We start from the raw sequence: 22671 nt of genomic DNA on the forward strand, positions 1-22671 counted from the left end.
GCGGGCGAAGTCCCGAAGCCAAAGTTTAACAATAGATGATCTTGAGGGGCCAAGCACTCTGTAGACAATAGTCGCTTACTTATACGACTGTAACTTTATAGCGACAGGTTCAGCGGGCAGCGCCCTGGCCCGCGGATTCTGTTGACTTCCATATACATATATAGATAATACATCTTTAAATATGCACCTAAATGACATCTTTGAGGACTTTGCCATGCTGCAGCCCCACCACATCGAGACCGTTCAGGCGACCCTGCCACTGCTGGAGGCCGCAGGTCCGGCCCTCACCGAACACTTTTATGCCCGCATGTTCCGCGACAACCCGGAACTCAAGGACGTATTCAACCTCGCCCACCAGACATCAGGCGCCCAGCCCGTCGCGCTGTTCAACGCCATCCTTGCCTACGCGCGTCATCTGAACAACCCGGCGGTCTTGAGCCAGGCGGTTGAGCGCATAGCCCAGAAACATACTGGTTTCCTGATTCGTCCCGAACAGTACAGCATTGTCAGCCATCACCTGCTCGAAACCATCCGTGAACTCGCGCCCGATGCCGCCACCCCCGAAGTGCTCAAAGCCTGGGAGCTCGCCTACGGTCAGCTGGCCCAGATATTCATCGGCCGCGAGGCAGAGATCTACGATCAGGCCGCGAATGCAAAGGGTGGATGGCGTGGCACGCGGCGCTTTCGCCTGGCCAGCAAAACCAGGGAAACCGACCTAATTACCTCATTTGAATTTGAGCCAATCGACGGTGCGCCTGTCAGCCTGTTCAAGCCCGGCCAGTACCTGACGCTCTCCATTAGTCACCCAAGCCTGGCCCAGCATGAGTATCGACAGTACTCGCTGTCCGACGCCCCCAATGGACACAGCTACCGCATCAGCGTCAAGCGGGAAACCGCCCCCGTCCCCGGACAGGTTTCTACTTATTTGCACGATGTGCTTCAGCCAGGTGACGAAATTGATCTGCTGCCGCCTGCCGGGGACTTTTACCTGGACGTGGCCGCGGACACGCCGGTGGTGCTGCTCAGTGGCGGTGTGGGCCTGACGCCCATGCTCAGCATGTTCAACAGCCTGGCAGAGTCCGATCACAGCGCACCAGTGTACTATCTGCATGGTTGTGAGAATGGTCGCCAGCACGCCTTTGCAGGGCATGTGGCAGAACGCTGTTCCAATCACGAGTCGCTGCACAGCTTCAGCTGGTACCAGGCTCCGCTGGCAAGCGATATTGCCGACAGGAACTATCAGGCCACAGGCCTGATGGATCTGGCACCGCTGCGGGCAGCCATTGAGCGGGACAACACTGAATATTACTTCTGTGGCCCCCTGCCCTTCATGCAAGCAATCCACCGCCAGCTGAAAGCCTGGGGTGTGGCCGACAGTCGCCTGCACTACGAACTCTTTGGTCCGCACCAGGCGCTCTGACAGCACAGCAGTACTTGACTATTAACCCGGTGGACAAATAGGTTCCCTCCCTATTTGTCCGTCACGACAGAAAAACTAGCGCAAGTGCATGGACTTGCTGGTTTTTCTGGCGTTCGCATTGGCCTGCGGCCAATGATGAAGCATCCCTGCTTCATGTATTAACCCGCCGGGTTAATAGTCAGACCCGGCCGCTCGGCGGCCGGGCTTTTCAGCAATATGAGTTGCTCAGCATTTGCTGCCGCGGCTCTTTAATGCAAGGAGGGCCTGTTCAGCCAAGTACTCGACCAGCCGCACGCTTTAGCGCGCAGTGGTACTGGACTGATACGCCTGCCATTCATTTTTCCAGTGTGTGTCCAGCTGCCCCAGAAACGGGCGCAGCACCTGCTTATCGGCCTCAGACACCTTGGACACTTCCTGCGCCATCACACCGATCTGGGAGACTCGGGCCTGAAACTGCGGCGGCATCATGGCCTGCAGGGCAGGGTCCATCGTTTGCATGCTGCGGGCCAGTTCCAGTATCTGCGGATAGGCCGCCTCGGCCTTGAGCGCGGCATAGCCGATCAGTACCCGATCCCCCACCCAGGCCCAGGATTGGGCATCGACGAAACGGCCGCCGCGCGCCAGCTGATCCAGTTGCCCAAACTGGCCGGGCTGCTGCTGTTGCAGAATAGTCAGACCCCGAGCATGGGGCCGAAAAGCCTCACCGGCCACGGGCTGCAACTCTGTACGCAGGCGCTGGCCCAGGGCAGGGTCGATCTGATTGGCGAAGGTCTTCACCTCAGGCATGAGGGCAATGTAAGCCTCTACCTGTTGCGTCGACAGATCCTGCGCCTGGACCGATGCGCTCAGCAGCCAGAACAGGCCTAGCGCCAGAGACACAAGCCCGGTAAAACCCTTGGACGAAAATCGGCACAACATAGTATGCAACTCCGGCAGAAAATCAGCAGTATCGGGGCCCCAGTATGAATGGCGCCTGAGCCATCTGTACAGATGCCCCGCCCACGACTTTAGATAGATAAAAATGAGATCGATAGCAAGCCGATCGGACGGCCAAGCCAGCTCCCCGACTTGCCGCCTGGCCCCCAAACATCGCATAATGCGCACGAACAATCTTATTTTTGTATACAGATATTCTGTGTACTGCAACGTCTCTTGACGTCGGCGTCTGGCGCCGATACCAGGGACAGTGGCGAAGGGTTCACGCCTAAAACAACCCGACCGAACCGACAGCGCAACCGATGCGTACTGTCGACGATCTAACTGTTTGAGGAAGTCACCATGAACCCGCGTCTCTGGATCAAATCCCCACTAGCCATCTACACTGGCACCGACCAGGATGCCCGCGGCGGCATCGTCGTCCAAGGCAACCGCATTGTTGAAGTGCTGGCTGTCGGACAGCAACCGGCCCAACCCTGCCAAAACACCTATGACGCCCGCGAGCATGTCGTCATACCCGGGCTGATCAACACCCACCACCACTTTTACCAGACACTGACCCGCGCTTATCCAGACGCCCTCAACAAGGAGCTGTTTCCCTGGCTCAAGAGCCTGTACGGCGTCTGGGCGCACCTGGAACCGGAGATGCACGCCCTGGCTACCCGACTGGCCCTCACAGAGCTGCTGCTGTCGGGCTGCACCACCGCCGCCGACCACCACTATCTGTTTCCCGCCGGCATGGAGCAGGCCATCGACATTCAGGTTGAGGAAGCCCGCACGCTCGGTATTCGTGCCGTACTGACCCGCGGCTCCATGAGCCTGGGCGAAAAAGACGGCGGCCTGCCGCCCCAGAGCACGGTACAAACCGAAGAGCAGATTCTGCTCGACAGCGAACGCCTTATAAACCGCTACCACGAGCGTGGCGAGGGCGCCAAAATCCAGATCGCCCTGGCACCCTGCTCACCCTTCTCGGTCACCACCGACATCATGCGCGAGAGCGCAGTCCTGGCCGAGCGCCTGGACGTACGGCTGCACACCCACCTGGCCGAAACCCTCGACGAAGAAGCCTTCTGCCAGCAGCGCTTTGGCATGCGCACCGTGGATTACCTCGAAAGCGTCGGCTGGCTGTCGCCGCGCACCTGGCTGGCCCATGGCATTCATTTCGATGATCAGGAAATCCAGCGCCTGGGCCAGGCCGGCGTGGGTATCTGCCACTGCCCCAGCTCCAACATGATGCTGGCCTCGGGTATCTGTCGTAATCGCGAGCTCGAAGCCGCAGGATCCCCCATTGGTCTGGGCGTCGACGGTTCGGCCTCCAACGATGGCTCCAACATGATCAACGAAGTCCGCCAGGCCCTCTATCTGCAGCGTCTGCGCTACGGCGCATCCAGGGTTACCCACTTTGATGCCTACCGCTGGGCCACTGCAGGGTCGGCCCGGGTGCTTGGGCGGGATGATATAGGCACCCTGGATATTGGCAAACAGGCCGATATTGCCCTGTTCCGCCTCGACGAACTGCGCTTTTCCGGCAGTCACGACCCACTGGCAGCCTTGCTGCTGTGCGGTGCGCAGCAGGCCGATCGTGTAATGGTAGCGGGCGAGTGGAAAGTGATAGACGGCACCCTGCCGGGTCAGGACCTGCACCAGTTAATGGCGCAGCATCGCCAGGCAGCCAAGCGACTGGCAGCAAAGGCCATGGCCAGCCACTAAGCCTTACTTATCCTGCGGTATTACCTGTAGCATTCTGTGGAGCTAGCGGGGGCGGACTGGCCGCTCCCGCTTAGCAAAGCCTGACTAATCGGTTATGATTCTGCATCGCCGCGTTCGCGCAGCCCCGAATCGATCAGGAGAACAGACCCATGGCTTCAGTGCCCTATCGCAAAGACTTTCCGGTTTCCTGGGAGGAATTGCATCGCAATGCCCGCGCCCTTTCCTGGCGTCTGCTTGAACTGGGCCCCTGGAAAGGCATCATCGCCATTACCCGTGGTGGCATGGTGCCGGCAGCCATTCTGGCCCGCGAGCTCGATATACGCCTGATTGATACCATCTGCGTCACCAGCTATGCAAAGGCCGACGACAAGGACGGTGCCGCCATGGTGCGCGGAGACCTCAACATTATCAAAAGCGTCGAGGGTGACGGTGAGGGCATGATCCTGATCGACGATCTCGTCGATACCGGCAAAACCGCCCAATGCGTGCGCGACCTGCTGCCCAAGGCCCATTTCGCCACCATCTACGCCAAGCCCGCCGGCAAGCCCCTGGTGGATACCTTTATTACCGAAGTCAGCCAGGATACCTGGATCCGCTTCCCCTGGGACATGGACTACGCCTTCGCGCCTCCTATGGCCGACCGCTAAATACCCCAGCCCTCCCCGCATTTTTCTTCAATACCCAAGTGGCGGCATCGTCCGGTGTCGCCACGCTGGCATCCCGACTTCTTTTCGGTTTAACTCAGGGAGTGATTCGCCCGTTTACAGCGGCGGATAACCGGACCTGCGCAAAGGAGATCACGGCCATGGAACACTTTCTCAACAATCTGCCCAAAGCCGAACTGCACATGCACCTGGAGGGCAGCCTTGAGCCCGAACTCATGTTCGAACTGGCACGGCGCAACAACATTGACCTGCCCTACGACACCGTTGACCAGATCCGCGCAGCCTACAACTTTGGCAATCTGCAGGACTTTCTCGACCTCTACTACCAGGGCGCTGCAGTCCTGCAAACCGAACAGGATTTCTACGACCTGACCTGGGCCTATCTGAAGCAGTGCGAAATTCAGAATGTGATCCACACCGAGCCCTTCTTCGATCCGCAGACCCACACAGCCCGCGGCATTGATATAGGGACAGTTATCCGCGGCATAGACCGCGCCCTGCAGCACGGCCGTGAACAGCTCGGCATCAGCAGCCGGCTCATCCTGTGCTTTTTGCGCCACCTGAGTGAAGAGGATGCCGCCCGCACCCTGGAGCAGGCACTGCCCTATAGGCAGCACTTCGTCGCCGTCGGCCTGGACAGCTCGGAAGCCGGCCATCCGCCGGCCAAGTTCAAGCGTGTGTTTGACCAGGCCCGCAGTCTGGGGCTGCTCACCGTAGCCCACGCCGGCGAAGAAGGCCCGCCTGATTACATCTGGCAGGCACTGGACCTGCTGCAGGTTGCCCGTATCGATCATGGCGTCAGGGCCAGCGAAGACCCGGCCCTGATCCAGCGTCTGGTGCGCGAGCAGATTCCCCTCACCGTCTGTCCACTGTCCAATGTGCGTCTGCGGGTATTCGACAGAATGTCGGATCACAATGTGCTGGAGCTGCTGCAACAGGGGCTGCGCATCACCATCAACTCCGATGATCCGGCCTACTTTGGCGGCTATATGGAGGAGAACTTCCTGGCACTGCACAGTGGCCTGTCACTGACCCGAGACCAGGCAATCCAGCTCAGCCGCAATGCCTTTGACAGCGCCTTTATCAGCGATGACGAAAAGGCCGCGCTCCAGGCCAGGCTCGATACTTTCGTCAGCCAGTACGGTAATTAACCAGTGATTGACCATAGGTAGCTGGCGCTTCAGAAGAGCCCGAACTGGGGCGCTACCAGGCCATCGAAATCCTGTCCCAGAAACGGCAGCAGGGTATCGACCACCGGCTTGAGCTGACGATCGATATAATGCTGATAATCCAGCGGTGATCGCACCCAGCCCAGCGGCTCCGGACCGCTGAGCGTAATCAGATACTCTACATGGCTGCCGGGACGAAACGGACTGCGCCGCCCCTGGCGCAGCATTTCCTGCTCTACCTTCAGTGCCGCCTGCACGTGGGGCGGACGATTGCGCTGATACTGATCCAGCGGCCGCCGCAGCCGCTTGCGATACACCAGCTCCTCATCGAGTTCTCCGGCCAGCACCCTGGCCACGGTATCGCGGATCAGGTCCTCGTAGGGCTGATCGTGGAAAACCCGCTCATACAGCTCCAGCTGCAGTCGCCGCGCCAGCGGTGTCCAGTCGGTGCGCACATTCTCCAGCCCCTTGAACACCAGTTCCTCGCCACCCTCCGCCAGGCGCTTAAGACCGGCGTAACGCTTTTTGCTGCCCTTGTCGGAATGGCGCATGCGCGGCATCAGAAAGCGCTGGTAATGAGTTTCGTATTCAATTTCCAGATGGCACTCAAGGCCAAAGCGCTGCATTAGCTGGTCCTGCCACCAGCCATTCAGATGTACGGCCAGCGCCTCGCCACTGCGCTGGGCGTCTGCATCGCTGCAGCTGTCACCCAGCCAGACAAACACCGAATCCGTATCGCCGTAGATCACCTTGTAGCCAAAGTGCCGCTCGATCTCATCCCGGGTGCGGTTAAGAATTTCGTGGCCGCGCAGGGTAATGGAGCCGGCCAAACGCTGATCAAAGAAGCGACAGACAGTGGATCCCAGCACGCCGTAGAAGGAATTCATGATGATCTTGATGGCCTGGGACAGGGGCGCATTGCGCGCCTGCTTGGCCTCATCCCGGGCCTGCCACAGGCGCTCAATAATGCGCGGCAGAATGGTCTGGCTGCGGGAAAAAATGGCGCCGTTAAAGCCCGGCACCAGATCATCCGGCTCGGCGCCCTCGCACAATCCCCGGGCCATGCCGTAGGGATCGACACAGAAGGTACGGATAATACTGGGATACAGACTCTTGAAGTCGAGCACCAGCACCTGACGATAGAGCCCCGGCACCGACTCCATCACAAAGCCGCCGGGAATCGACAGCCCCGACTGGCCCGAGGCATATTCGGAGGCAACATAGCCGCGACGGTGCAGCTGCGGCAGATACTGGTTATCAAAGGCCGCCGCCGAGCCGCCAATCTTGTCCAGTGGCAGGCCGGTCAGACGGGCGCGCTCAACCAGATAATGCAGTAGCTGCGCCTTGGCGAAGATATCCCACACCAGCACGCAGTCTTCCAGGTTATAGCGCGCCAGCGCCAGCGGATCCTCACGGAACAGGCGCTGGATCTCCTCCCCCCGCGTATCCACCTTGTCGACCAGCTTGCCACGCTGCAAAAATACCCGCGCCACATGCTCCAGCGAAAAGCTCTCAAAACTGAAGGTGGCACCGCGCAGGGTATCAATGCCATCAATCACCAGCCGGCCGGCAAGGCGCACAAACCCCTTGCCTGCAGCAGAATCAATCAACTTAAGCACGCTGGAATCCCGCCCCAGGCAGAGCTTCACACCCAGCGCCCGGGCGCGCTGCGACAGCACCCTGAAGTCGAAGTCGATTACATTCCAGCCGATAAAAATATCGGGGTCGAATTCCCGCACCAGCGCCATCAGCCGATGCAACAGAGCGCACTCATCGGGCAAAAACTCGAGCCAGTCGGAATCCTCGCCCTGACCGCGCATCAGCACCCGGCGCATACCCTCGCCATAGAGTCCGATGGAGTGAATTCGATCGGCGTTAAGGGTCGTTTCCAGATCGATGGACAACATGCGCAGCTGTGCGCTGTAGTCAGACGGGCGCAGCAGAGGCGTCGCATCACTGCGGCTCAGCACTCTGACACCGCCCTGAATAAAGCGCTCCATCAGAAAGCGATCCACCGGGCGGATATCCTCTTCCAGCAGCGCAACGCCACCCTGGGTCAGGCGTTCAATCAGGCTGCGCTGCAGCTTCAGGCTCTGGCTGTAGAGCGCCGACACCGGTTCACCGGTAAGATCCTGCAGCTCAAGCTCGGTCAGGGTCCAGCCTGACAGGTCCTGCAGCAGCAGCTCTACCTGATCGGTCTGGCTGCGGCGGACAAAGAAGACGGCCTTTTGGCCGCCAATGCGCACTTCCTGCGCGCCCGTATCGGTGCTGAGCCAGTAGCTCAATTCGATACCCTCGCGGGTATCACGCTGCTGCCGGCTTAGCACAAAGCCCGTCAGATCAGGCGGCGCACTCAAGCGCGAAAGGGCGCCACAACTTCAAGCCCCGGGAAGGCCTGCTCAATCGACGCCTGATCGGCGGCCTCGAACAGCAGCTTGAGGTTAGGGCCTGCATCCATGGTGAAATAAACCGCCAGACCCTGCTCACGCAACTGCCAGACCTGCTGCATGGCGGCTACCGAATCCGGTGTCCAGTACAGCAGCGGCGGCCAGGACGCGATCATGGTGGCATGCATCGACAGCGAGTTTTGCTCCGCCGTCTGACCCAGCAGCGCAAAGTCCTTGTCGCCGATGGCCTGGTGCAGCCGGGTCAGATCGGCGGCGGCCTGTAACGGCCAGCTCTGATAAAGATGGGCGGTTTCGATGGTGCGCTTCATGCCGGCGCGACTGTCAACGGCCTTTTTGCCGGTCGCCACCTTCACCAGACCAATGCGCAGCTCGGGCCAGCTTGCCTGCAGCTGTACACCGTGGGAGTCCATGCCATCATCACGAACACCATCGTCCCACTGCACAAAACCCTCGAACAGCGAACGGCAGGCACTGCCACTGCCCATGCGGGCAAAGGCCGACAGCACCGCTGGTTTCAGCTGCAGATCCAGCCACTGATCCAGCGCCAGCGTCAGCGCGGCAAAACCCGAGGCAGAGGATGCTAGCCCTGCGGCCGTGGGAATATTGTTACGTGTATGCACATGCACCGGCAGCGAGCGGCCTGCGCGAAACAGATCGACGAAGGCCAGCAGCTTGCGGCTAAAAGCACTGTCCAGCGGCTGCTCCGCATCGTTGAGCCAGACCCGGTCACAGCCATCGGCAGCAAGGGTCAGGCGGGTGCGGGTTCCCAGGTGCGCCAGGGACACCGACAGGCTCGCATTGATCGGCAGGTTCAGTTCGGCATCGCGCTTGCCCCAGTATTTGCACAGCGCAATATTGCTCGGCGCAAAGGCCTCTGCTTCGTGCCCTGGCGCCAGCGTCGCCGGAAGGTGGGCCTGTACGACCTGTAGTTTGCTGATCATCTGCTGTACGCCTCCTGTCGCTATTCTGTAAAAATTCTGGAATGCCAATCGCCTCAGTCGCGCTCCAGCCGCAGGCCCTGACCGCTGACCGCCACCTCGATACGCTCAAACTCCGCCGCCAGCGTACTATCCTCGCCCAGCGCCAGTACACAGTCGCCCAGGCCTGATCCTGATATTTTGGCCCCCAGCACAGCAGGGTTGGCGCGCAGGCGGTAAATCATCTGCGCCAGTGTCGGGTCATTCACCCCCAGGGCGTCCATGAGGCCCTGATAGATATTCATCAGTTTGCCCAGTTGCGGCCAGTCCTGTTGCCGCACAGCCACTTCAGCCGCCACTGTACTGCGGTGCATCAGCTCATAGAGCCCGCTATGCAAAGATTCAAGGCCGCTGGCCGCCTGCTGCGCCACGAGCGCCAGAACGTCAGGCGTGCGGGTCTTGTAACCGGCGTAGTACAGACTTATCGGCGGCAGGCCCGGCAAGCGGTCAACACTGCGGGGGGACACTGTGTAACCAATCAGGCCGCCATAAACGCTGGCAGCAAGATCGGTGCCCGAGCCCCGCCCCTGCACCCGGTGAATGATCGCGAGCGCGTGATCAAACACATAGTCCGGCTCAGTACTCTCGTTGCAGCAGGCCAGCAATGCCGCCACCAGCGCCGCAGTCACCGCCGCCGAGGAACCCAGCCCCACGGTATGGGAGAATTCGGATTGAATATCAAGCTCGAAGCCACACGGCAGGCGCTCGGCGAACAGACCAATGGTGGCCAGTACAAAACTGAGGTTTTCATCCCTGGGCAGCGTATCCAGGGTACCGCTGACAGTGCCCAGCGCGGAGCGCACATGTATCTCGCGATCATTGCGTCGCACCAGATGCAGGTGCATAAAGCGGTTCACCGCACAGGCGATGGCCCGGTGGCCGAAGAGTACTGCGTGCTCGCCCATAACCATAATGCTGCCAGGCGCGCTGACCCTGATGGCGGTCCATTCACTCATGTTCGTGCCTCTGTTCCACTGCGGCTCTGCGTTTCTACGGATTCCCGGCGCTCGCCCGATCGCTGTACTTAAACTCAGGGCAGCCAGCGCACGCCCTGACGGTCTTCCTTCAGTTTGCCCCAGCGCCAATCCGGCGCAAGATCCAGCCTGTCCGGCGCCCCCTCTGGCAACCACAGCAGCATGAGCCCGCCCTGATCACCGGATACAGAACCCGCACCGCACACCTTGGCTGCGCCGCCGCGCTGCTCTACCTGCTCAGCGAGCCGCACCAGGGGGGCTGGCACCACGCCTATGCGTGTCAGCAAACGGTGGTTCTCCCGCACCGGCTCCACCAGCGACTCACCCTGTAGTAGTGCCTGCTCCACATGATCGGTAACAGCGGCAAAATCCTTCCAGATAGCGGAGCCGGTAAAGTTGCGCCGCACCCGGTCGACACAGGCGCCTGTACTTGCTGCAGGCGTGCCGGTAAACAGCCAGAACCAGCCTTCCCCCAGCCCCTGCTCGGCCAGAGGCAGGCGACTGACAGCGCCGTCGCGCACCTTAACCAGACCACCATGGCACACCGCCGCCGCATCAATGGCACTGCCCTGACCGTGTTGCAGCCGCTCGCAATGACGCACCTGCTGGACAAGCGCCTCAATATCATCGAACTCGCCAAATAGTTTTAACAGTGCAGCAATCAGCGCCGCGGATGAACCCATGCCGGCGCCAATGGGAATATCGGAATCAATCTTCACCCGTCCGCCATGCAGATGCTCCAGACCCGACAGCAAGCGCGCCATATCCACGGCATAGAACACAAGCTCAGCAGGTTTTTTCAGGATCTGACCGATGGACAGCTCGCCACGCAGATAGCGCTCGAAGTAGGAGTCCAGTCGGGTACGCAGGGAATGAAACTTGTCGAAGCCCAGAACATGGGTCTTCTCGTGGGTCTGCCAGCTTAGCCTGGGCAGACGGTCGGGCTCAAAGCTGACGCGCATCTGACGATCTACCGCCAGTGCCAGTGCCGGCGCCCCGTATACGACAGAGTGTTCACCACTGATGATGATCTTGCCGGGGGCGCAAACCTGCTTTAGCACACAACGTATTCGCGCTTGTGGTGGGAAATGGCCGCCAGACGGAAGCGCCCCGTAGTGGTCGCCGGGATATCGTGGTGCTCACCGTCACGGGGGTCCGGATAACGATACAGCTGCAGGTACTCTTCATAGCTGAGTTCCTGGCGTGCATCCAGCAACTGGCGGTGCTGATCGCGGTGCAGCCAGCGCTCATACCCATCCATCACTCGGCCGGAGAAAAATTCAGCCACACAGCCAGAACCATAGCTAAAAAAGCCGATGCGCTGACCTGCCAGGTTCTGCTGGCAGTTTTCCAGCAGTGATACGAGACCAATGTACATAGAGGCCGTATAGCTGTTACCGATGGCGCGGTTATACAGCAGCGTGTCCTCGATCTGCCCCTCGATCTGTTCCGCATTCAGCACACATTTGTTCAGTTTGGCCAGGTGCTGATGCGCCTTCTGCGCCATGCGCCCAAACGGCAGGTGGTAGCAGAAATAACCGAAGTCAGTGAACAGCAGCGAGCTGGCGTTATGGAAATTTTCCCAGGCCTTTTTCAGTGACTTGAGATAGATTTTGGTCGAATACTTGCCATCAACCAGCGCCGTACTCCGGTAGTTGGGCCGCCAGAAATCCATCACATCTTCGGTGTAATTGCCGACTTCCGGGTCAATTTCCACCAGCCGCGGATTGGCACTGACCATCATGGCCACGGCGCCGCAACCTTGGGTCGCCTCACCCGGCGTATTCAGGTCGTAACGGGCAACATCAGACGCGACCACCAGCACCTTGGTGTCGGGTCTGCGTGCTACCAGGGCACAGGCCATCTGAATTGCAGCCGTGGCGCTGTAGCAAGCCTGCTTCAACTCAACCACGCGACAGTTCGACGACAGCCCCAGCAACCGGTGCACATAGACACCCGCGGCCTTGGACTGGTCGATACCGGTTTCGGTCGCAAACAGCAGCGTTGTTACGCGCTCACCTGCGCCTTCTGCAACCAGGGGCATAGCCGCATTGGCCGCCATGGTGACGATGTCCTCGTCCGGCGCCGCCATGCCCATTTTTTCCTGTCCTATACCGACATAGTACTTATCCGGATCCGTCTGCTGGGCCTCGGCCAGAGTGCGCAGATCCAGGTAATAGTTCGAGGTATAGAAACTGATTTCATCAATACCGACTGACATAAGTGGTTGTGTTCCTCAACGCTCTTCAAGAAGCAGATTTTGGTTCCTGAACAACGACGCGATATCCGGAGTTCCCAGCAGAAACATGGCGATTCTAAACTCTTTGCGCAGCTGTTCGATAACAGCAACCACGGCATCCGCAGACTCCATGGCAGGGCGCAGAAAGGGCGCAGCCAGACCGCACAAAGAGCCGCCGAGTATAACAGCTTTCACCATGTCAATCCCATCCCTCAGACCGCCACTGGCGATCAGCGTGGCACGGTCTGCATAGGGCTGGGCAAGCTGCAATGCCAGTGGTGTGGGCGTCCCCCAGTCCTGAAAACGCAGCCCGGTAGGATCTTCCCCGCCCGAACAACGATGGTACTCGATCCGACTCCAGGAAGTGCCGCCACTGCCGGCCACATCGAACAGGGTAACACCGGCGGCAAGCCCTGCGGCTATATCCTCAGGTGCCAGGCCGCAGCCCACTTCCTTCAAAATCAGCGGCACCGACAGTGAGCTCGACAACGCTGCTATGCGCTCGCCAAGGCCTGCAAAGTTGGTATCGCCCTCTGGCTGTATGGCTTCTTGCAGCGGGTTCAGGTGCAGATAGAGCGCATCGGCCTCCAGGCAGTCTACCGCCTGCTGACACTGACGCTGATCAAAACCGTAGTTCAGCTGCACGGCGCCGACATTGCCCATCAGCAAGGTGGTCGGCGCCAGATGCCGCAGCTCAAAGCTGGCACGCGCTTCAGGCTGAGTAAACATTACCCGCTGCGACCCCACGGCCAGCGCAACCTGGCAGCGCTCGGCCGCCACGGCCAGGTTGTGATTGATGGTACGAACCAGTGCATGATCACCGCCGGTCATGGAAGAAATCAGCAGCGGAAAGCTGAGTGTCTTGCCAAGCAAGCTGGTCGAGCTGTCGATGGCTGCAAGATCAAGGTTGGGCAGCGCCCGGTGGCGCAGATGAATGCGATCAAACCAGGCCCCTGCGCGCTCAATCGCCGGATCCTTCTCGATGGCCCTGATATGCTCTATCTTGCGCTCGTTCGTCGGGTCCGACATTATCGCTCCAGCTTGAGATGAGCTTGCATTAGCTCACCCGGGTTGGTTTGTGCCGCCAGCAAAGACAGTTCGCCACAGAGTACTGTCGCGCCACAGATGGCTGCCAGCCGCCGCGCATTGGCACCCGGGTCACGGTCTTCCTTGCACCCGAGCAGACGCAGGTTTTCCTCGACAAAGTCGAGCCCCTTGCCATTGCCCACGGTACCGACTATCAGGTTGGGCAAAGTACAGGAAAAATACAGATCGCCGTTGCGCACCTCTGCATGCACCACGCCCTGGGAACCCTCGATAATATTGGCGGCATCCTGGCCGGTGGCCAGATAGAATGCCAGCAGCATATTGGCGTAGTGCGCATTGGCACTGCGCAAGCCACCTGCGATCAGGGTGCCTATCAGGTTTTTCTTGATGTTGAGGTCGACTATCTTCTCGGGTGTGGTATGCAGCTTGCGCTCACACAGCTCCCGCGAGATCAGGATTTCAGTCACTACGTACTTGCCGCGACCGAGGATGCCATTGACCGCCGTAGCCTTCTTGTCTGAGCAGTAATTGGCCGATATCGAAGAGTAACGCAGATCCGGGTACTCGGTCAGAATCCAGGGGATCAGCTTGTCGGCGGCATTGGTGACCATATTGTGGCCCGAAGCATCACCGGTGGTGAACTCCAGGCGCAGATAGATCAGGTTGGCCACAACCTGAGAATGCATGTCGATCAGCTGCGCAAAGCGACTGGAGGCGCCAACCACCTCATTCATGGCATCGCGACGGCTCTTGATCGACAGTAGCGCCTGGTGCGCCGCCCAGGCATCATCGGCTTCCAGCAAGATCGAGCGGCTCATGCGCTCGTCTATCACCGACGTTTTAATACCGCCGGCCAGCACCGATATACGCGCCCCGCGACCTACGGAATGCCATAGCGGTGTTTCATAGGTCGCCAGCGGCACCCACACTTTATCGTCAACCAGATGGCCCGTTAGACGAATCGGCCCTACCGAACGCATCGGTATGGGGGCCTGTTGGATCTTGTGTGCTTTCATAAAGGAGGATGCCGCACCAATTAAAAAGGGTTGCGCCATGCAACCCTTGAGCTCTAAGAATGTTCAGGCAGCGCGGATTTTATCTAGCCGCCTGAGCAGATGCAAACCCGTCCTGTTATGGATTGCTACCCACCATCGCGGTTGAGTCCTGCATGACGCTATCCTGCGGCAGGGAAACATCGAGGGCGCTGAGCAACTGACCGGTTCCATTGATGACCCGATACTGGGCGATCAGGTAATCGAATGTGGAGTCTGTCAGTGTGTTCTTGGCCGAGAAAACCTCGTTTTCAGTATCCAGCAAATCGAGCAGGGAGCGCTGACCGATATCAAACTGCTTCTGATAGGAATCCCGTGTTTTCTCAGCGGACGCCACGTACTGTTCAAGGAATTTCACCTGCTGACCAAGAATTTCATAGGCGTTCCAGGACAGACCCAGACTTTGCACGACCTGACGATCGGCGCTGTTGCGAATTTCTTCGGCTTCATGGATCTGATACTGAGTCTTGCGCAGCCGGGCGTCGTCTGAGCCGCCATTGTAGAGGTTGTAGCGCACGCGCAGCATGGCGGTGAAATCTTCGTTATCGCCGCCGACACCGTCGATGTCGTTAAACAGGGTGCGTTCCATTTCAAAATGGAAGGTGGGCAAGCGACGACTGTAGGCCGCTTCGTACTGCGCCTTGGCTGCGTCTATATCGGACGCCGCCAGCTGCAGCGTGGGCTGATTGGCCGCCGCCTGTTGCAGCGCCTGATCCAGGCTAGCCGGCACACTCACCCCCATGGGTACTTCGAACTGTACTGGCGGCTCCGCACCCACCACACGAATGTAGTTGGCCTTGGCATCGCGCAGATTGTTGTCCGCTGCCAGCACATTGACTTCAGCCAGCGACAGACGACTCTCTGCCTGCTGAATGGAAGACAGGCTGCCGAGTCCAGACTCGGAGCGCTTGCGAATCTGGTCGTAGATGCGAACGTGGTTGTAGAGGGTTTCCTTGGACAGGCGCAGTAACTCCTGGCGGCGGATCAACTCGAGATAGGTACGGGTGGTATCCAGCGCAAACTGCTCCGCCACTTCACGCACGCGGGCATCGGCCGAACGCAAACGCGCTTCCTGACGTTGTACTTCGCTCTCTGTAGCCAGACCATCAAACAGCATGTGACGGAAATTCAGCGTCGCCTCTTTGCGCCACATGTCCTTGTCGCCGTCACCTGTAGCGCCTTCGGCACTGCGGGTCGACGGGCTGTCGGTCCACTCATAGCCCACACCCAGCAACAAATCGATATCCGGGTAACGCCCACCCACGGCTTCACGCACCTCTTCGGCCACGGCACGCTTGGCATTGATTGCAGCCGCCACTTCCGGATTCTGTAACATGGACTCAGCCACAACCTGTTCCAGCGGAGTAGCCTGAGCCACCTGAACTGCCGAGGCAATTGCCAGACCCAACAATACTCCTGTCGTTTTCATCATATTCCGAATCTCCTTGGCAGCGACTTACGCCTACCGTTCAATGAATTGTGTGTCGTTCCTGCGCCATCAGAATCAGAGAAACCCGATCTCCAGCCCCAGTTTTCCTTAGTATGGCACTTGTATGCGCCTTTACAGTTCGCTCCGTGATCTGCAATTCTCTCGCAATATGCTTGTTTGACGCACCTGTCATGAGTATATCCAGCACCTGCTGCTCCCGCTCACTCAAATCAGCGGCCAGACCTACTTTTTCAGACTGTACCGATAATAAGGATGAAGGATGACCATTTAACAGCCGCTTGAGCAATTGCTGCATCACAGCGGGCGTGGCCCAGATATCACCACGCCACACCGTTTCTAGCAACTGCTGCATAAGTGAGCCGGTAATAAAGGTACTGGCGTAACCCCTGGCACCCTGAGCCAGCAACCGAATACCTTCATCATTCTGCGGACGATCCGCCATAATAACGAACAGCTGCTGCATCGATTCGAGCCGCTGTAGCAGATCACGGCGCGCTTGCGGCGCTACCGAATCCAGATGCAGCAGCATAAGACCACCCGGCAGCCCTTCAGCGAGTTCCTCCACCTGTAATTGGCGCACCTGATATTCAGAGAGCAGACGCCCCCACCGGCTCGCAACATTCGTCTGTACTGAAAAAAAACCAAGATGCATGTCAGCGTTCCGTGAAAGCCCGATCCCGGGCTTTAAGTATCGGCTTCAAAATGTAATCCATTACTGTTTTCTTCCCTGTCAGAATATCAACACTCACTGTCATGCCAGCAATCAACGGGAGTTTCTTGTCCGCAGGCCCCAGATAAGGCTGCTTGGTTTCAAGACGCACCAGATAATAGGCCTGCTTTTCCTCATCGAGTATGGTGCTCGGTGAAACAAACTCCACGGTAGCATCCAGTCCACCATAAATGGAGAAGTCATAGGCAGAAACTTTTACCCTTGCCGGTAGTCCGACCCGAATCTGGGCAATATCGGCTGGACGCACCCGCGCCTCAACCAGCAAGCGGTCCTCCCAGGGCACTATATTCAGCAGTTGATCGCCAGGCTGAACCACACCTTCGACAGTATTTACCAGCAGCTGCTTGACCGTACCCTTGACCGGCGACCGCACTTCGGTGCGGGTAATACGGTCCTGCATGCCCTGCAGCGTTTCCTTAAGGCGGGCCAGCTCGCCGCTCATTTCATTCAGTTCGGCACGGGCCTTGGAGCGAAACTGCAACTCGCCTTCATTCAGACGGCTGCGATGCTCGGAAATCGCCGCCTCTATCCGGGGCACACTGAGGCGAATACCGGCCAGCTCGCCCTTCATGTCATTGACCTGGCGGCGCAGACGCAGATACTCGACTTCAGAAATCACGCCCTCACCCACCAGCGGCTGCATGATATCGAGCTCCTGCAGCATCAGGCTGTAGCTGCTGCGGATCTGTTCTTCCTTGGACCGGGCCTCACGCAGCTCCTGCTGCCGCTGCTCAAGCTGACGCTCTGTCACCGCCAGGTTCGCTCGCAGCTCCTGCTCGCGGGCCCGATAGAGGTTGCGCTCACGCTCCAGCTGTAGCGTGAACTGCACTGGATAATTGTCGGGCGCAACAAAGGGCGCCCCATCCGCTTCGGCCTGCAGCCGCACCACCTTGGCAACCAGCTCGAACTCGCGCACCTGACTCTCGTTAAAAGAGCTGGCAAAGCGGGTATCGTCTATACGCAGCAGTACCTGCCCCCGCTCGACCAGGTCGCCTTCACGTACCAGAATTTCGGAGACGATACCGCCTTCCAGGTTCTGTATCACCTGCAACTGGCGCGACGGGATAATTTCGCCCTCTCCGCGACTGATCTCATCAAGCTCGGCCCAGTTGGCCCAGAGCACCGCAAGCAGCACAAACAGTGCCATAGCCCAGAGCAGAACCCGGGCACTGCGCGGTGTCTGCTCCAGCATGGCCTCACTGATGCTGGTCATGAACTGGATGTCCTGCTGTTTGGCGATGCTTTTCATGTCAGTTCCCTAGGTCCGGATCTGCAGGCGGCCCTGCTTCAGCGCATCCAGCACGGCCTGCTTGGGCCCGTCAGCCACCACCTTGCCCCCGTCAATCACGATCAGCCGATCCACCAGCGTCAGCAGCGACATCTTGTGCGTAACCAGCAGCAGGCTACGTTCGCTGGCATAGCTGGCTAACTGCTTCTTCAGATACTCTTCAGAGGCGTTATCCATGGCATTGGACGGCTCATCAAGCACCAGCACACTGGGGTCATGAATCAGCGCCCGCGATACAGCCACGGCTTGGCGCTGACCACCAGACAAAGCCGCGCCGCGCTCCCCCACCTGCATGTCAAAGCCCAGCGGATGACGGTTGATAAAATGGTCCGCGCCCGACAGCTCCGCTACCCGCACCACCTGCTCGTCGGTGGCATGGGGTGAGCCCAGGGTAATATTATCCCGCAGCTTGCCGGCAAACAGCATGATGTCCTGCGGCACGTAGCCCAAGTGACGGCGCAGATCGACAGGGTCAATTTGACTGATGTCGATACCATCAATGCGGATGGCGCCCTCGGTCGGACTGTAAAGCCCCATCAGCAGCTTCTCAATCGTGGATTTCCCAGAGCCAATACGACCAATGAGCGCGACCTTTTCCCCAGCTTGCAGGCGAAAGGACACCTGATCCAGTACCTTCTGCTGCTCTCCAGGGTAAGCGAACGACACCTGATTAAATTCGATTGCGCCCTTGAGTACCGGGCGATGCACGAAGTGCCGGTCATTCTCCCGCTCCTCCGGCATATCCATGATCTGATTCAGTGTTTTCAGTGCCGTGGAGGCCTGGTGAAAATTGGTAATAAGCCCCGCCAGCTGCCCCATGGGCGCGATAACCCGGCCGGCCAGAATGACACTGGCGATAAGGGCACCGAGGGTCAGCTCGTTTTCACTGATCAGATAAACACCGAAGATCACCAGCGCGGTTGAGGTTAACTGTTGCACCAGGCCGGCAAAATTGACCACTGACGACGACAGCATCCGAGAGCGTAAACCCCAGCGAGCGATATAACCGCCGGCCTGCTCCCAGCGCAACTGTAGCGGTGAGGCGGCACGCTGCGTTTTCACGGTTTCCATAGCCGTCAGGGTTTCAATCAGGATAGAGTTTTTCTGAGAGGCTGACTCAAAGGTTTTTTCAACGGACTCTCGCAGACGCGGGCGCACAATTAGCGAGAAAATATAAATAATCGGAATAGCCACCACCGGCACAATAACCAGCGGCCCACCAATCAGGCCGATGACCCCAAGGAATATAAGTGCAAAGGGAATATCGATCAGCACCGTATTTACGGTGGAGCTAAGCATTGAGCGAATACTTTCAAATTCGCGCAGATTATTGGCGAAGGAACCGACAGAACGCGGCATGGAGCCATATTTGATGGCCTGCACCTTTTCAAACAACAGTGCCGACAACAGAATATCGGTTTTCTTGCCCGCCACTTCGATAAAGTAGGCGCGCAGCATTTTCAGGCCAAAATCGAAGATATACACCACGAACAGGCCAATCGCCAGCACCCACAGGGTTTCAATAGCCGCATTCGGCACCACCCGGTCATAAACGTTCATCACGAATAGCGGACTGGCTAGCACAAACAGGTTTATCATCAGGGACGCCAGCAGCACATCCCTATATATAGCCACTGAACGCTTTAGCGTACCCCAGAACCAGTGTCCTTCCCGATCCGCAAGCACCTTGGATACACGTTCGCTGTAGCGATACTCCAGCCGCACGAAAATGGCAAAGCCGGTATAGTGCTCTTCAAGTTCGCTTAAACCAATACGATGCTTGCCGCCACTTTCGGGCTGAATGATAAAGGCCGAGCCATCCTCAGCATCCAGTTCCTGCAGTATGCAGGCCTGACCGCCTTCGAGTATCAGCACTACAGGCAGTACCAGCGGAGTTATCTCAGCCAGTGGGCGCTGCAATACCCGTGCTGCAAGACCGGCGCGTTTGGACGCCTGCACAAACAGCTTGGGTGTCAACCGACCAGCCTCTAGTGGCAGCCCAGCACTAAGCACTGCCGCCGACAACGGATTGTGATTCTGCTTACTAAGCTCAACCAGACAACTCAGAAGGGGGTCTTGAATTTCTTCCATGTCCTTGACCTGCTCGGAACGCGGCCTACATACTAGCATGCAACCTAACTACCTGATATCCCTGACTCTGATGCTCTATGCCATAAGAAACCCGGAGGGCCGCATCATTGGCCTGACCGAATCTGTCCGGCCCGGTTTGCAGGCCGTAGACGTAAAAAACAGGGAAGTTCTGGAATTCCTGTCAATCAACGACGAAGAGTTCTCGGCCGAAGATTTTCTCGACCAGTCCGATGTCAGTACTGTTCGTATTATTGAGGACATGATCGAGATTCTTATCTCCAAAAATCTGATTCTGTTTACGGACTTCCCGCTCGCTTCGCAGAAAAAGCTACTCAGCCGCAAACTGGCGCGCAGCATTATCCAATCAGAATCGCCTGGGCCAGACACCAAAACATCTGACACCCTGCAGACCCCTTCAATCCTCATCGAGGACGACGAATCCTGGCTCTGAGTGATCACCGTATAACGCCTCAAGTCGCAACCACAGGCTGCGACAGCGTTCCCGCTGACGATTTCCCAGAGCACCAAAGTGGATTACGCTGAGTGCGTCATTACAGCGACACACCAGTGGCTGGAACTGATCGGGGGCCGAGCGCGCCAGCTCCAGCCCCGACTGCACCAGATTAAGCACAATGCTCGGGTTACCTGGGCAAAGCTCGTCCGCCGTACAAAACTGCTCATAGGCTGCGGCAAAGTCTCCTTTGCGATAGCTAAGCATGCCCGCCAAATTACATCGCCCCCAGCCCAGACGTGACATCTGTCGAATTGCCTCCCGGCGGGCAGTCTGCGCCACATCCGCCATACAGCTTTGCTCAAGCGTATCCACCAGCAGGTCGGGCAACAGCAGCTGCTCAGAAAGCTCCAGCGCCTCAAAGCGGCGAAACGCATCCCGCGCCGCCTGATCCGCCATCTGCCTGTTTCCGCTGGCAAGATAGACCTCAACGCTCATCAGCTTTGCACGCACAACGGTTGCAGGGTCATCCTGAAAGTCCCGCAACAGATTTTCAAGAGTCTGAACGGCCTCTGTTTCGGCGGCGACCGAACGCTCTGTGCCCAATCCATCGATTTGAGACAACAGCGCACGCACCAGGGCACAGTAATATTCGACGCACTGAAAGGGTGAAAAGCGCGCGTAACGCACAGCCTCTCTATAGGCAGCAGTCGCCAAATCCCAGTCGCCCGACTGCCCCTGCATGCTACCCAGCTCAGCCTGCAGCTGCGCCATGGCCGGATTCTGAATCAAAGCCTTGCGCAGCAGAGCTAGTGCCGCGGGGCGCTGCCCCTCCATTCTCAGGCTGCGAGCAAGAGGCAAACAGACCTCAGGGGATAGCGGCGTCTTTTCGTCCTCCCGCTCAAGCCATTGCCGCGCTTTGACATAATCGCCGAGCCCGTAGAGCGCACGACCCAGCCCAACCGTGACCCACCGCTGCGACTGCCGTACCCCAAGGCTCGCAAACAGATCTCTCGCAGCATCGAAATTACCCAGCCGAAGCAGAAGCTGACCCCGCAAGCGAGACAACAAACCCTGCAGCCCCGGAAAGCGCTCACCCAGCTTCTCATACTCACTGAGCGCGGTCGCCCAGTGCCCCTGCTCAAGCAGGCTGTCGATTGGGGCCAGCACCCGTTTCAGCTGTACCAGTTTTTCCAGTCGCTCCTGCGCCCTGACTCTATCCAGGGGCTTGGGCAAACAGATATCCGGCGCATAATCAACCAAACCGGCACACTGCAATGCCTGGGGCGCCGCAGCCAAAAGCACAAAGATCGTGCGGCGATGGCGATAGCCGTCGAGCAGGGCCTCCTGCACTATCTGCAATCCGCTCTTTTCCCCTCGCCCCAGATCATGGGCAACGATGCAAAAGTCGAATGTCTGCGCCTGCAGATAGCTCGACGCCATATTGGCCGATGGCGCTACGGCAACAGTCGCCAGACCAAACTGCCCAAAGATATCACGCAATGCGCCAAGATCAGCCCGATTGCTGTCGACAATCAGCGCCGTCTTTGCAGCAAAGTATTTATTCATGTATTCAACAAAATGGAAGCTGCTGACACGCTACCACAGAACCACAAGACTGACCAAAAGCCGTGCGACAAGCAATCTCACCCCAAGCGGAACCCGCACGCCCGCCTTCCACCCAACGCAGCTTCGACCTTAACGGGCGCTATCACAGCACCGTCCATAGTAGAGGTCTACGCATAAACAAGATGTACCGATCAACGATGCCACAGCGCAGCAAGCTGCCAAACAGCCACAAAAAATCCGGTATCCCACAAGGAATACCGGATTCTGTAAAAGCGCTCGAAGACGGGCTTGTTCAGTCCTGCTCTTCTATCCAGGCCATCTGAATGGCTTCGAGGATTTTCTCGCCGCAATGATTCGGGTCATCATCGAACCCCTCAAGCTCCATAACCCAGCGATACAAATCCGGAAAGCTGACCGTAATGGGATCTATATCAGGGAACCGTTCACACAGTTCGATGGCTATATCGTTAACATCTACCCACTTTATTCCCACAC

19 protein-coding genes are annotated in these 22671 nt (G+C 58.4%); 5 read left to right on the forward strand and 14 right to left on the reverse strand.

What is annotated here, in order from left to right:
* Window positions 1–214 precede the first annotated feature (214 nt).
* Window positions 215–1420, forward strand: coding sequence for an NO-inducible flavohemoprotein (gene hmpA / locus MPRO_RS22630; protein WP_067298678.1), 1206 nt, complete (start codon window positions 215–217; stop codon window positions 1418–1420).
* Window positions 1421–1717: 297 nt separating this feature from the next.
* On the opposite strand, the gene MPRO_RS22635 is transcribed toward hmpA, so the two are convergent.
* Window positions 1718–2338 carry a hypothetical protein gene (locus tag MPRO_RS22635; protein ID WP_067298579.1) on the reverse strand — a complete coding sequence of 207 codons (621 nt, stop codon included), beginning with the start codon at window positions 2336–2338 and terminating at the stop codon, window positions 1718–1720.
* Window positions 2339–2698: 360 nt separating this feature from the next.
* Between MPRO_RS22635 and MPRO_RS22640 the strand changes: the two genes are divergently transcribed.
* The 3 genes from MPRO_RS22640 (at window position 2699) to MPRO_RS22650 (ending at window position 5882) form a co-directional block, all read left to right on the forward strand.
* The gene (locus MPRO_RS22640) at window positions 2699–4066 is read left to right on the forward strand and encodes an 8-oxoguanine deaminase (protein WP_067298580.1); all 1368 of its coding nucleotides are present in this window, start codon (window positions 2699–2701) and stop codon (window positions 4064–4066) included.
* A gap of 149 nt (window positions 4067–4215) precedes the next feature.
* Window positions 4216–4713: a xanthine phosphoribosyltransferase gene (gpt, locus tag MPRO_RS22645; RefSeq protein ID WP_067298581.1), complete on the forward strand. Its 498-nt coding sequence runs from the start codon at window positions 4216–4218 to the stop codon at window positions 4711–4713.
* Window positions 4714–4871: 158 nt separating this feature from the next.
* A complete protein-coding gene (locus MPRO_RS22650; protein WP_067298582.1) occupies window positions 4872–5882 on the forward strand; it encodes an adenosine deaminase in 1011 nt (336 codons plus the stop codon).
* 29 nt (window positions 5883–5911) lie between these two features.
* Here MPRO_RS22650 and MPRO_RS22655 read toward each other — a convergent pair whose 3' ends face one another.
* From MPRO_RS22655 to MPRO_RS22705, 11 genes are all read right to left on the reverse strand, one after another.
* A complete protein-coding gene (locus MPRO_RS22655) occupies window positions 5912–8257 on the reverse strand; it encodes a DNA polymerase II (protein ID WP_067298583.1) in 2346 nt (781 codons plus the stop codon).
* Complete coding sequence (gene mvaD / locus MPRO_RS22660) at window positions 8254–9249, reverse strand: diphosphomevalonate decarboxylase (protein WP_067298584.1); 996 nt, start codon at window positions 9247–9249, stop codon at window positions 8254–8256. Before mvaD ends, MPRO_RS22655 begins: the two co-directional genes overlap by 4 nt.
* 53 nt (window positions 9250–9302) lie before the next feature.
* Entirely contained in the window at window positions 9303–10241 is a 939-nt protein-coding gene (locus MPRO_RS22665) for a mevalonate kinase family protein (RefSeq protein ID WP_067298585.1), read from the reverse strand.
* A gap of 74 nt (window positions 10242–10315) precedes the next feature.
* Window positions 10316–11320: a mevalonate kinase family protein gene (locus MPRO_RS22670; RefSeq protein ID WP_067298586.1), complete on the reverse strand. Its 1005-nt coding sequence runs from the start codon at window positions 11318–11320 to the stop codon at window positions 10316–10318.
* Window positions 11314–12480, reverse strand: a complete 1167-nt coding sequence (locus MPRO_RS22675) for a hydroxymethylglutaryl-CoA synthase (RefSeq protein ID WP_067298587.1) — start codon at window positions 12478–12480, stop codon at window positions 11314–11316. The genes MPRO_RS22670 and MPRO_RS22675 overlap by 7 nt, the downstream gene beginning before the upstream one ends.
* Before the next feature lie 15 nt (window positions 12481–12495).
* On the reverse strand, window positions 12496–13527 hold the full coding sequence (gene fni / locus MPRO_RS22680; protein ID WP_067298588.1) for a type 2 isopentenyl-diphosphate Delta-isomerase: 1032 nt from the start codon (window positions 13525–13527) through the stop codon (window positions 12496–12498).
* Window positions 13527–14561, reverse strand: coding sequence for a hydroxymethylglutaryl-coenzyme A reductase family protein (locus tag MPRO_RS22685; protein WP_067298589.1), 1035 nt, complete (start codon window positions 14559–14561; stop codon window positions 13527–13529). Before MPRO_RS22685 ends, fni begins: the two co-directional genes overlap by 1 nt.
* Window positions 14562–14676: 115 nt before the next feature.
* The gene (locus MPRO_RS22690; RefSeq protein WP_245635184.1) at window positions 14677–16029 is read right to left on the reverse strand and encodes a TolC family outer membrane protein; all 1353 of its coding nucleotides are present in this window, start codon (window positions 16027–16029) and stop codon (window positions 14677–14679) included.
* A 37-nt stretch (window positions 16030–16066) separates the two neighbouring features.
* Window positions 16067–16699, reverse strand: a complete 633-nt coding sequence (locus MPRO_RS22695) for a helix-turn-helix transcriptional regulator (RefSeq protein WP_067298590.1) — start codon at window positions 16697–16699, stop codon at window positions 16067–16069.
* A gap of 1 nt (window position 16700) precedes the next feature.
* A complete protein-coding gene (locus MPRO_RS22700) occupies window positions 16701–18026 on the reverse strand; it encodes an HlyD family type I secretion periplasmic adaptor subunit (RefSeq protein ID WP_067298591.1) in 1326 nt (441 codons plus the stop codon).
* A 9-nt stretch (window positions 18027–18035) separates the two neighbouring features.
* On the reverse strand, window positions 18036–20156 hold the full coding sequence (locus MPRO_RS22705; protein ID WP_173645541.1) for a type I secretion system permease/ATPase: 2121 nt from the start codon (window positions 20154–20156) through the stop codon (window positions 18036–18038).
* A 37-nt stretch (window positions 20157–20193) separates the two neighbouring features.
* Between MPRO_RS22705 and MPRO_RS22710 the strand changes: the two genes are divergently transcribed.
* Window positions 20194–20607 (forward strand): hypothetical protein, encoded by a 414-nt coding sequence (locus MPRO_RS22710; RefSeq protein ID WP_245635185.1) that lies wholly within the window; start codon window positions 20194–20196, stop codon window positions 20605–20607.
* On the opposite strand, the gene MPRO_RS22715 is transcribed toward MPRO_RS22710, so the two are convergent.
* Window positions 20572–22176: a tetratricopeptide repeat protein gene (locus MPRO_RS22715; RefSeq protein WP_067298593.1), complete on the reverse strand. Its 1605-nt coding sequence runs from the start codon at window positions 22174–22176 to the stop codon at window positions 20572–20574. The genes MPRO_RS22710 and MPRO_RS22715 overlap by 36 nt on opposite strands.
* A gap of 292 nt (window positions 22177–22468) precedes the next feature.
* Window positions 22469–22669: a Fe-S cluster assembly protein IscX gene (gene iscX, locus MPRO_RS22720; RefSeq protein ID WP_102136353.1), complete on the reverse strand. Its 201-nt coding sequence runs from the start codon at window positions 22667–22669 to the stop codon at window positions 22469–22471.
* Between the last annotated feature and the right edge of the window lie 2 nt (window positions 22670–22671).

The organism is Marinobacterium profundum, from assembly GCF_001528745.1.
GTDB lineage: Bacteria > Pseudomonadota > Gammaproteobacteria > Pseudomonadales > Balneatricaceae > Marinobacterium_A > Marinobacterium_A profundum.

Coding starts and splice junctions, on each gene's coding strand:
- MPRO_RS22705 (WP_173645541.1), bottom strand. CDS start 20,156: ATGGAAGAAATTCAAGACCCCCTTCTGAGTTGTCTGGTTGAGCTTAGT.
- mvaD (WP_067298584.1), bottom strand. CDS start 9,249: ATGATCAGCAAACTACAGGTCGTACAGGCCCACCTTCCGGCGACGCTG.
- MPRO_RS22640 (WP_067298580.1), top strand. CDS start 2,699: ATGAACCCGCGTCTCTGGATCAAATCCCCACTAGCCATCTACACTGGC.
- MPRO_RS22650 (WP_067298582.1), top strand. CDS start 4,872: ATGGAACACTTTCTCAACAATCTGCCCAAAGCCGAACTGCACATGCAC.
- MPRO_RS22715 (WP_067298593.1), bottom strand. CDS start 22,176: ATGAATAAATACTTTGCTGCAAAGACGGCGCTGATTGTCGACAGCAAT.
- MPRO_RS22685 (WP_067298589.1), bottom strand. CDS start 14,561: ATGAAAGCACACAAGATCCAACAGGCCCCCATACCGATGCGTTCGGTA.
- hmpA (WP_067298678.1), top strand. CDS start 215: ATGCTGCAGCCCCACCACATCGAGACCGTTCAGGCGACCCTGCCACTG.
- MPRO_RS22690 (WP_245635184.1), bottom strand. CDS start 16,029: ATGATGAAAACGACAGGAGTATTGTTGGGTCTGGCAATTGCCTCGGCA.
- MPRO_RS22700 (WP_067298591.1), bottom strand. CDS start 18,026: ATGAAAAGCATCGCCAAACAGCAGGACATCCAGTTCATGACCAGCATC.
- MPRO_RS22675 (WP_067298587.1), bottom strand. CDS start 12,480: ATGTCAGTCGGTATTGATGAAATCAGTTTCTATACCTCGAACTATTAC.
- MPRO_RS22710 (WP_245635185.1), top strand. CDS start 20,194: ATGCAACCTAACTACCTGATATCCCTGACTCTGATGCTCTATGCCATA.
- MPRO_RS22665 (WP_067298585.1), bottom strand. CDS start 10,241: ATGAGTGAATGGACCGCCATCAGGGTCAGCGCGCCTGGCAGCATTATG.
- fni (WP_067298588.1), bottom strand. CDS start 13,527: ATGTCGGACCCGACGAACGAGCGCAAGATAGAGCATATCAGGGCCATC.
- MPRO_RS22695 (WP_067298590.1), bottom strand. CDS start 16,699: ATGCATCTTGGTTTTTTTTCAGTACAGACGAATGTTGCGAGCCGGTGG.
- MPRO_RS22635 (WP_067298579.1), bottom strand. CDS start 2,338: ATGTTGTGCCGATTTTCGTCCAAGGGTTTTACCGGGCTTGTGTCTCTG.
- gpt (WP_067298581.1), top strand. CDS start 4,216: ATGGCTTCAGTGCCCTATCGCAAAGACTTTCCGGTTTCCTGGGAGGAA.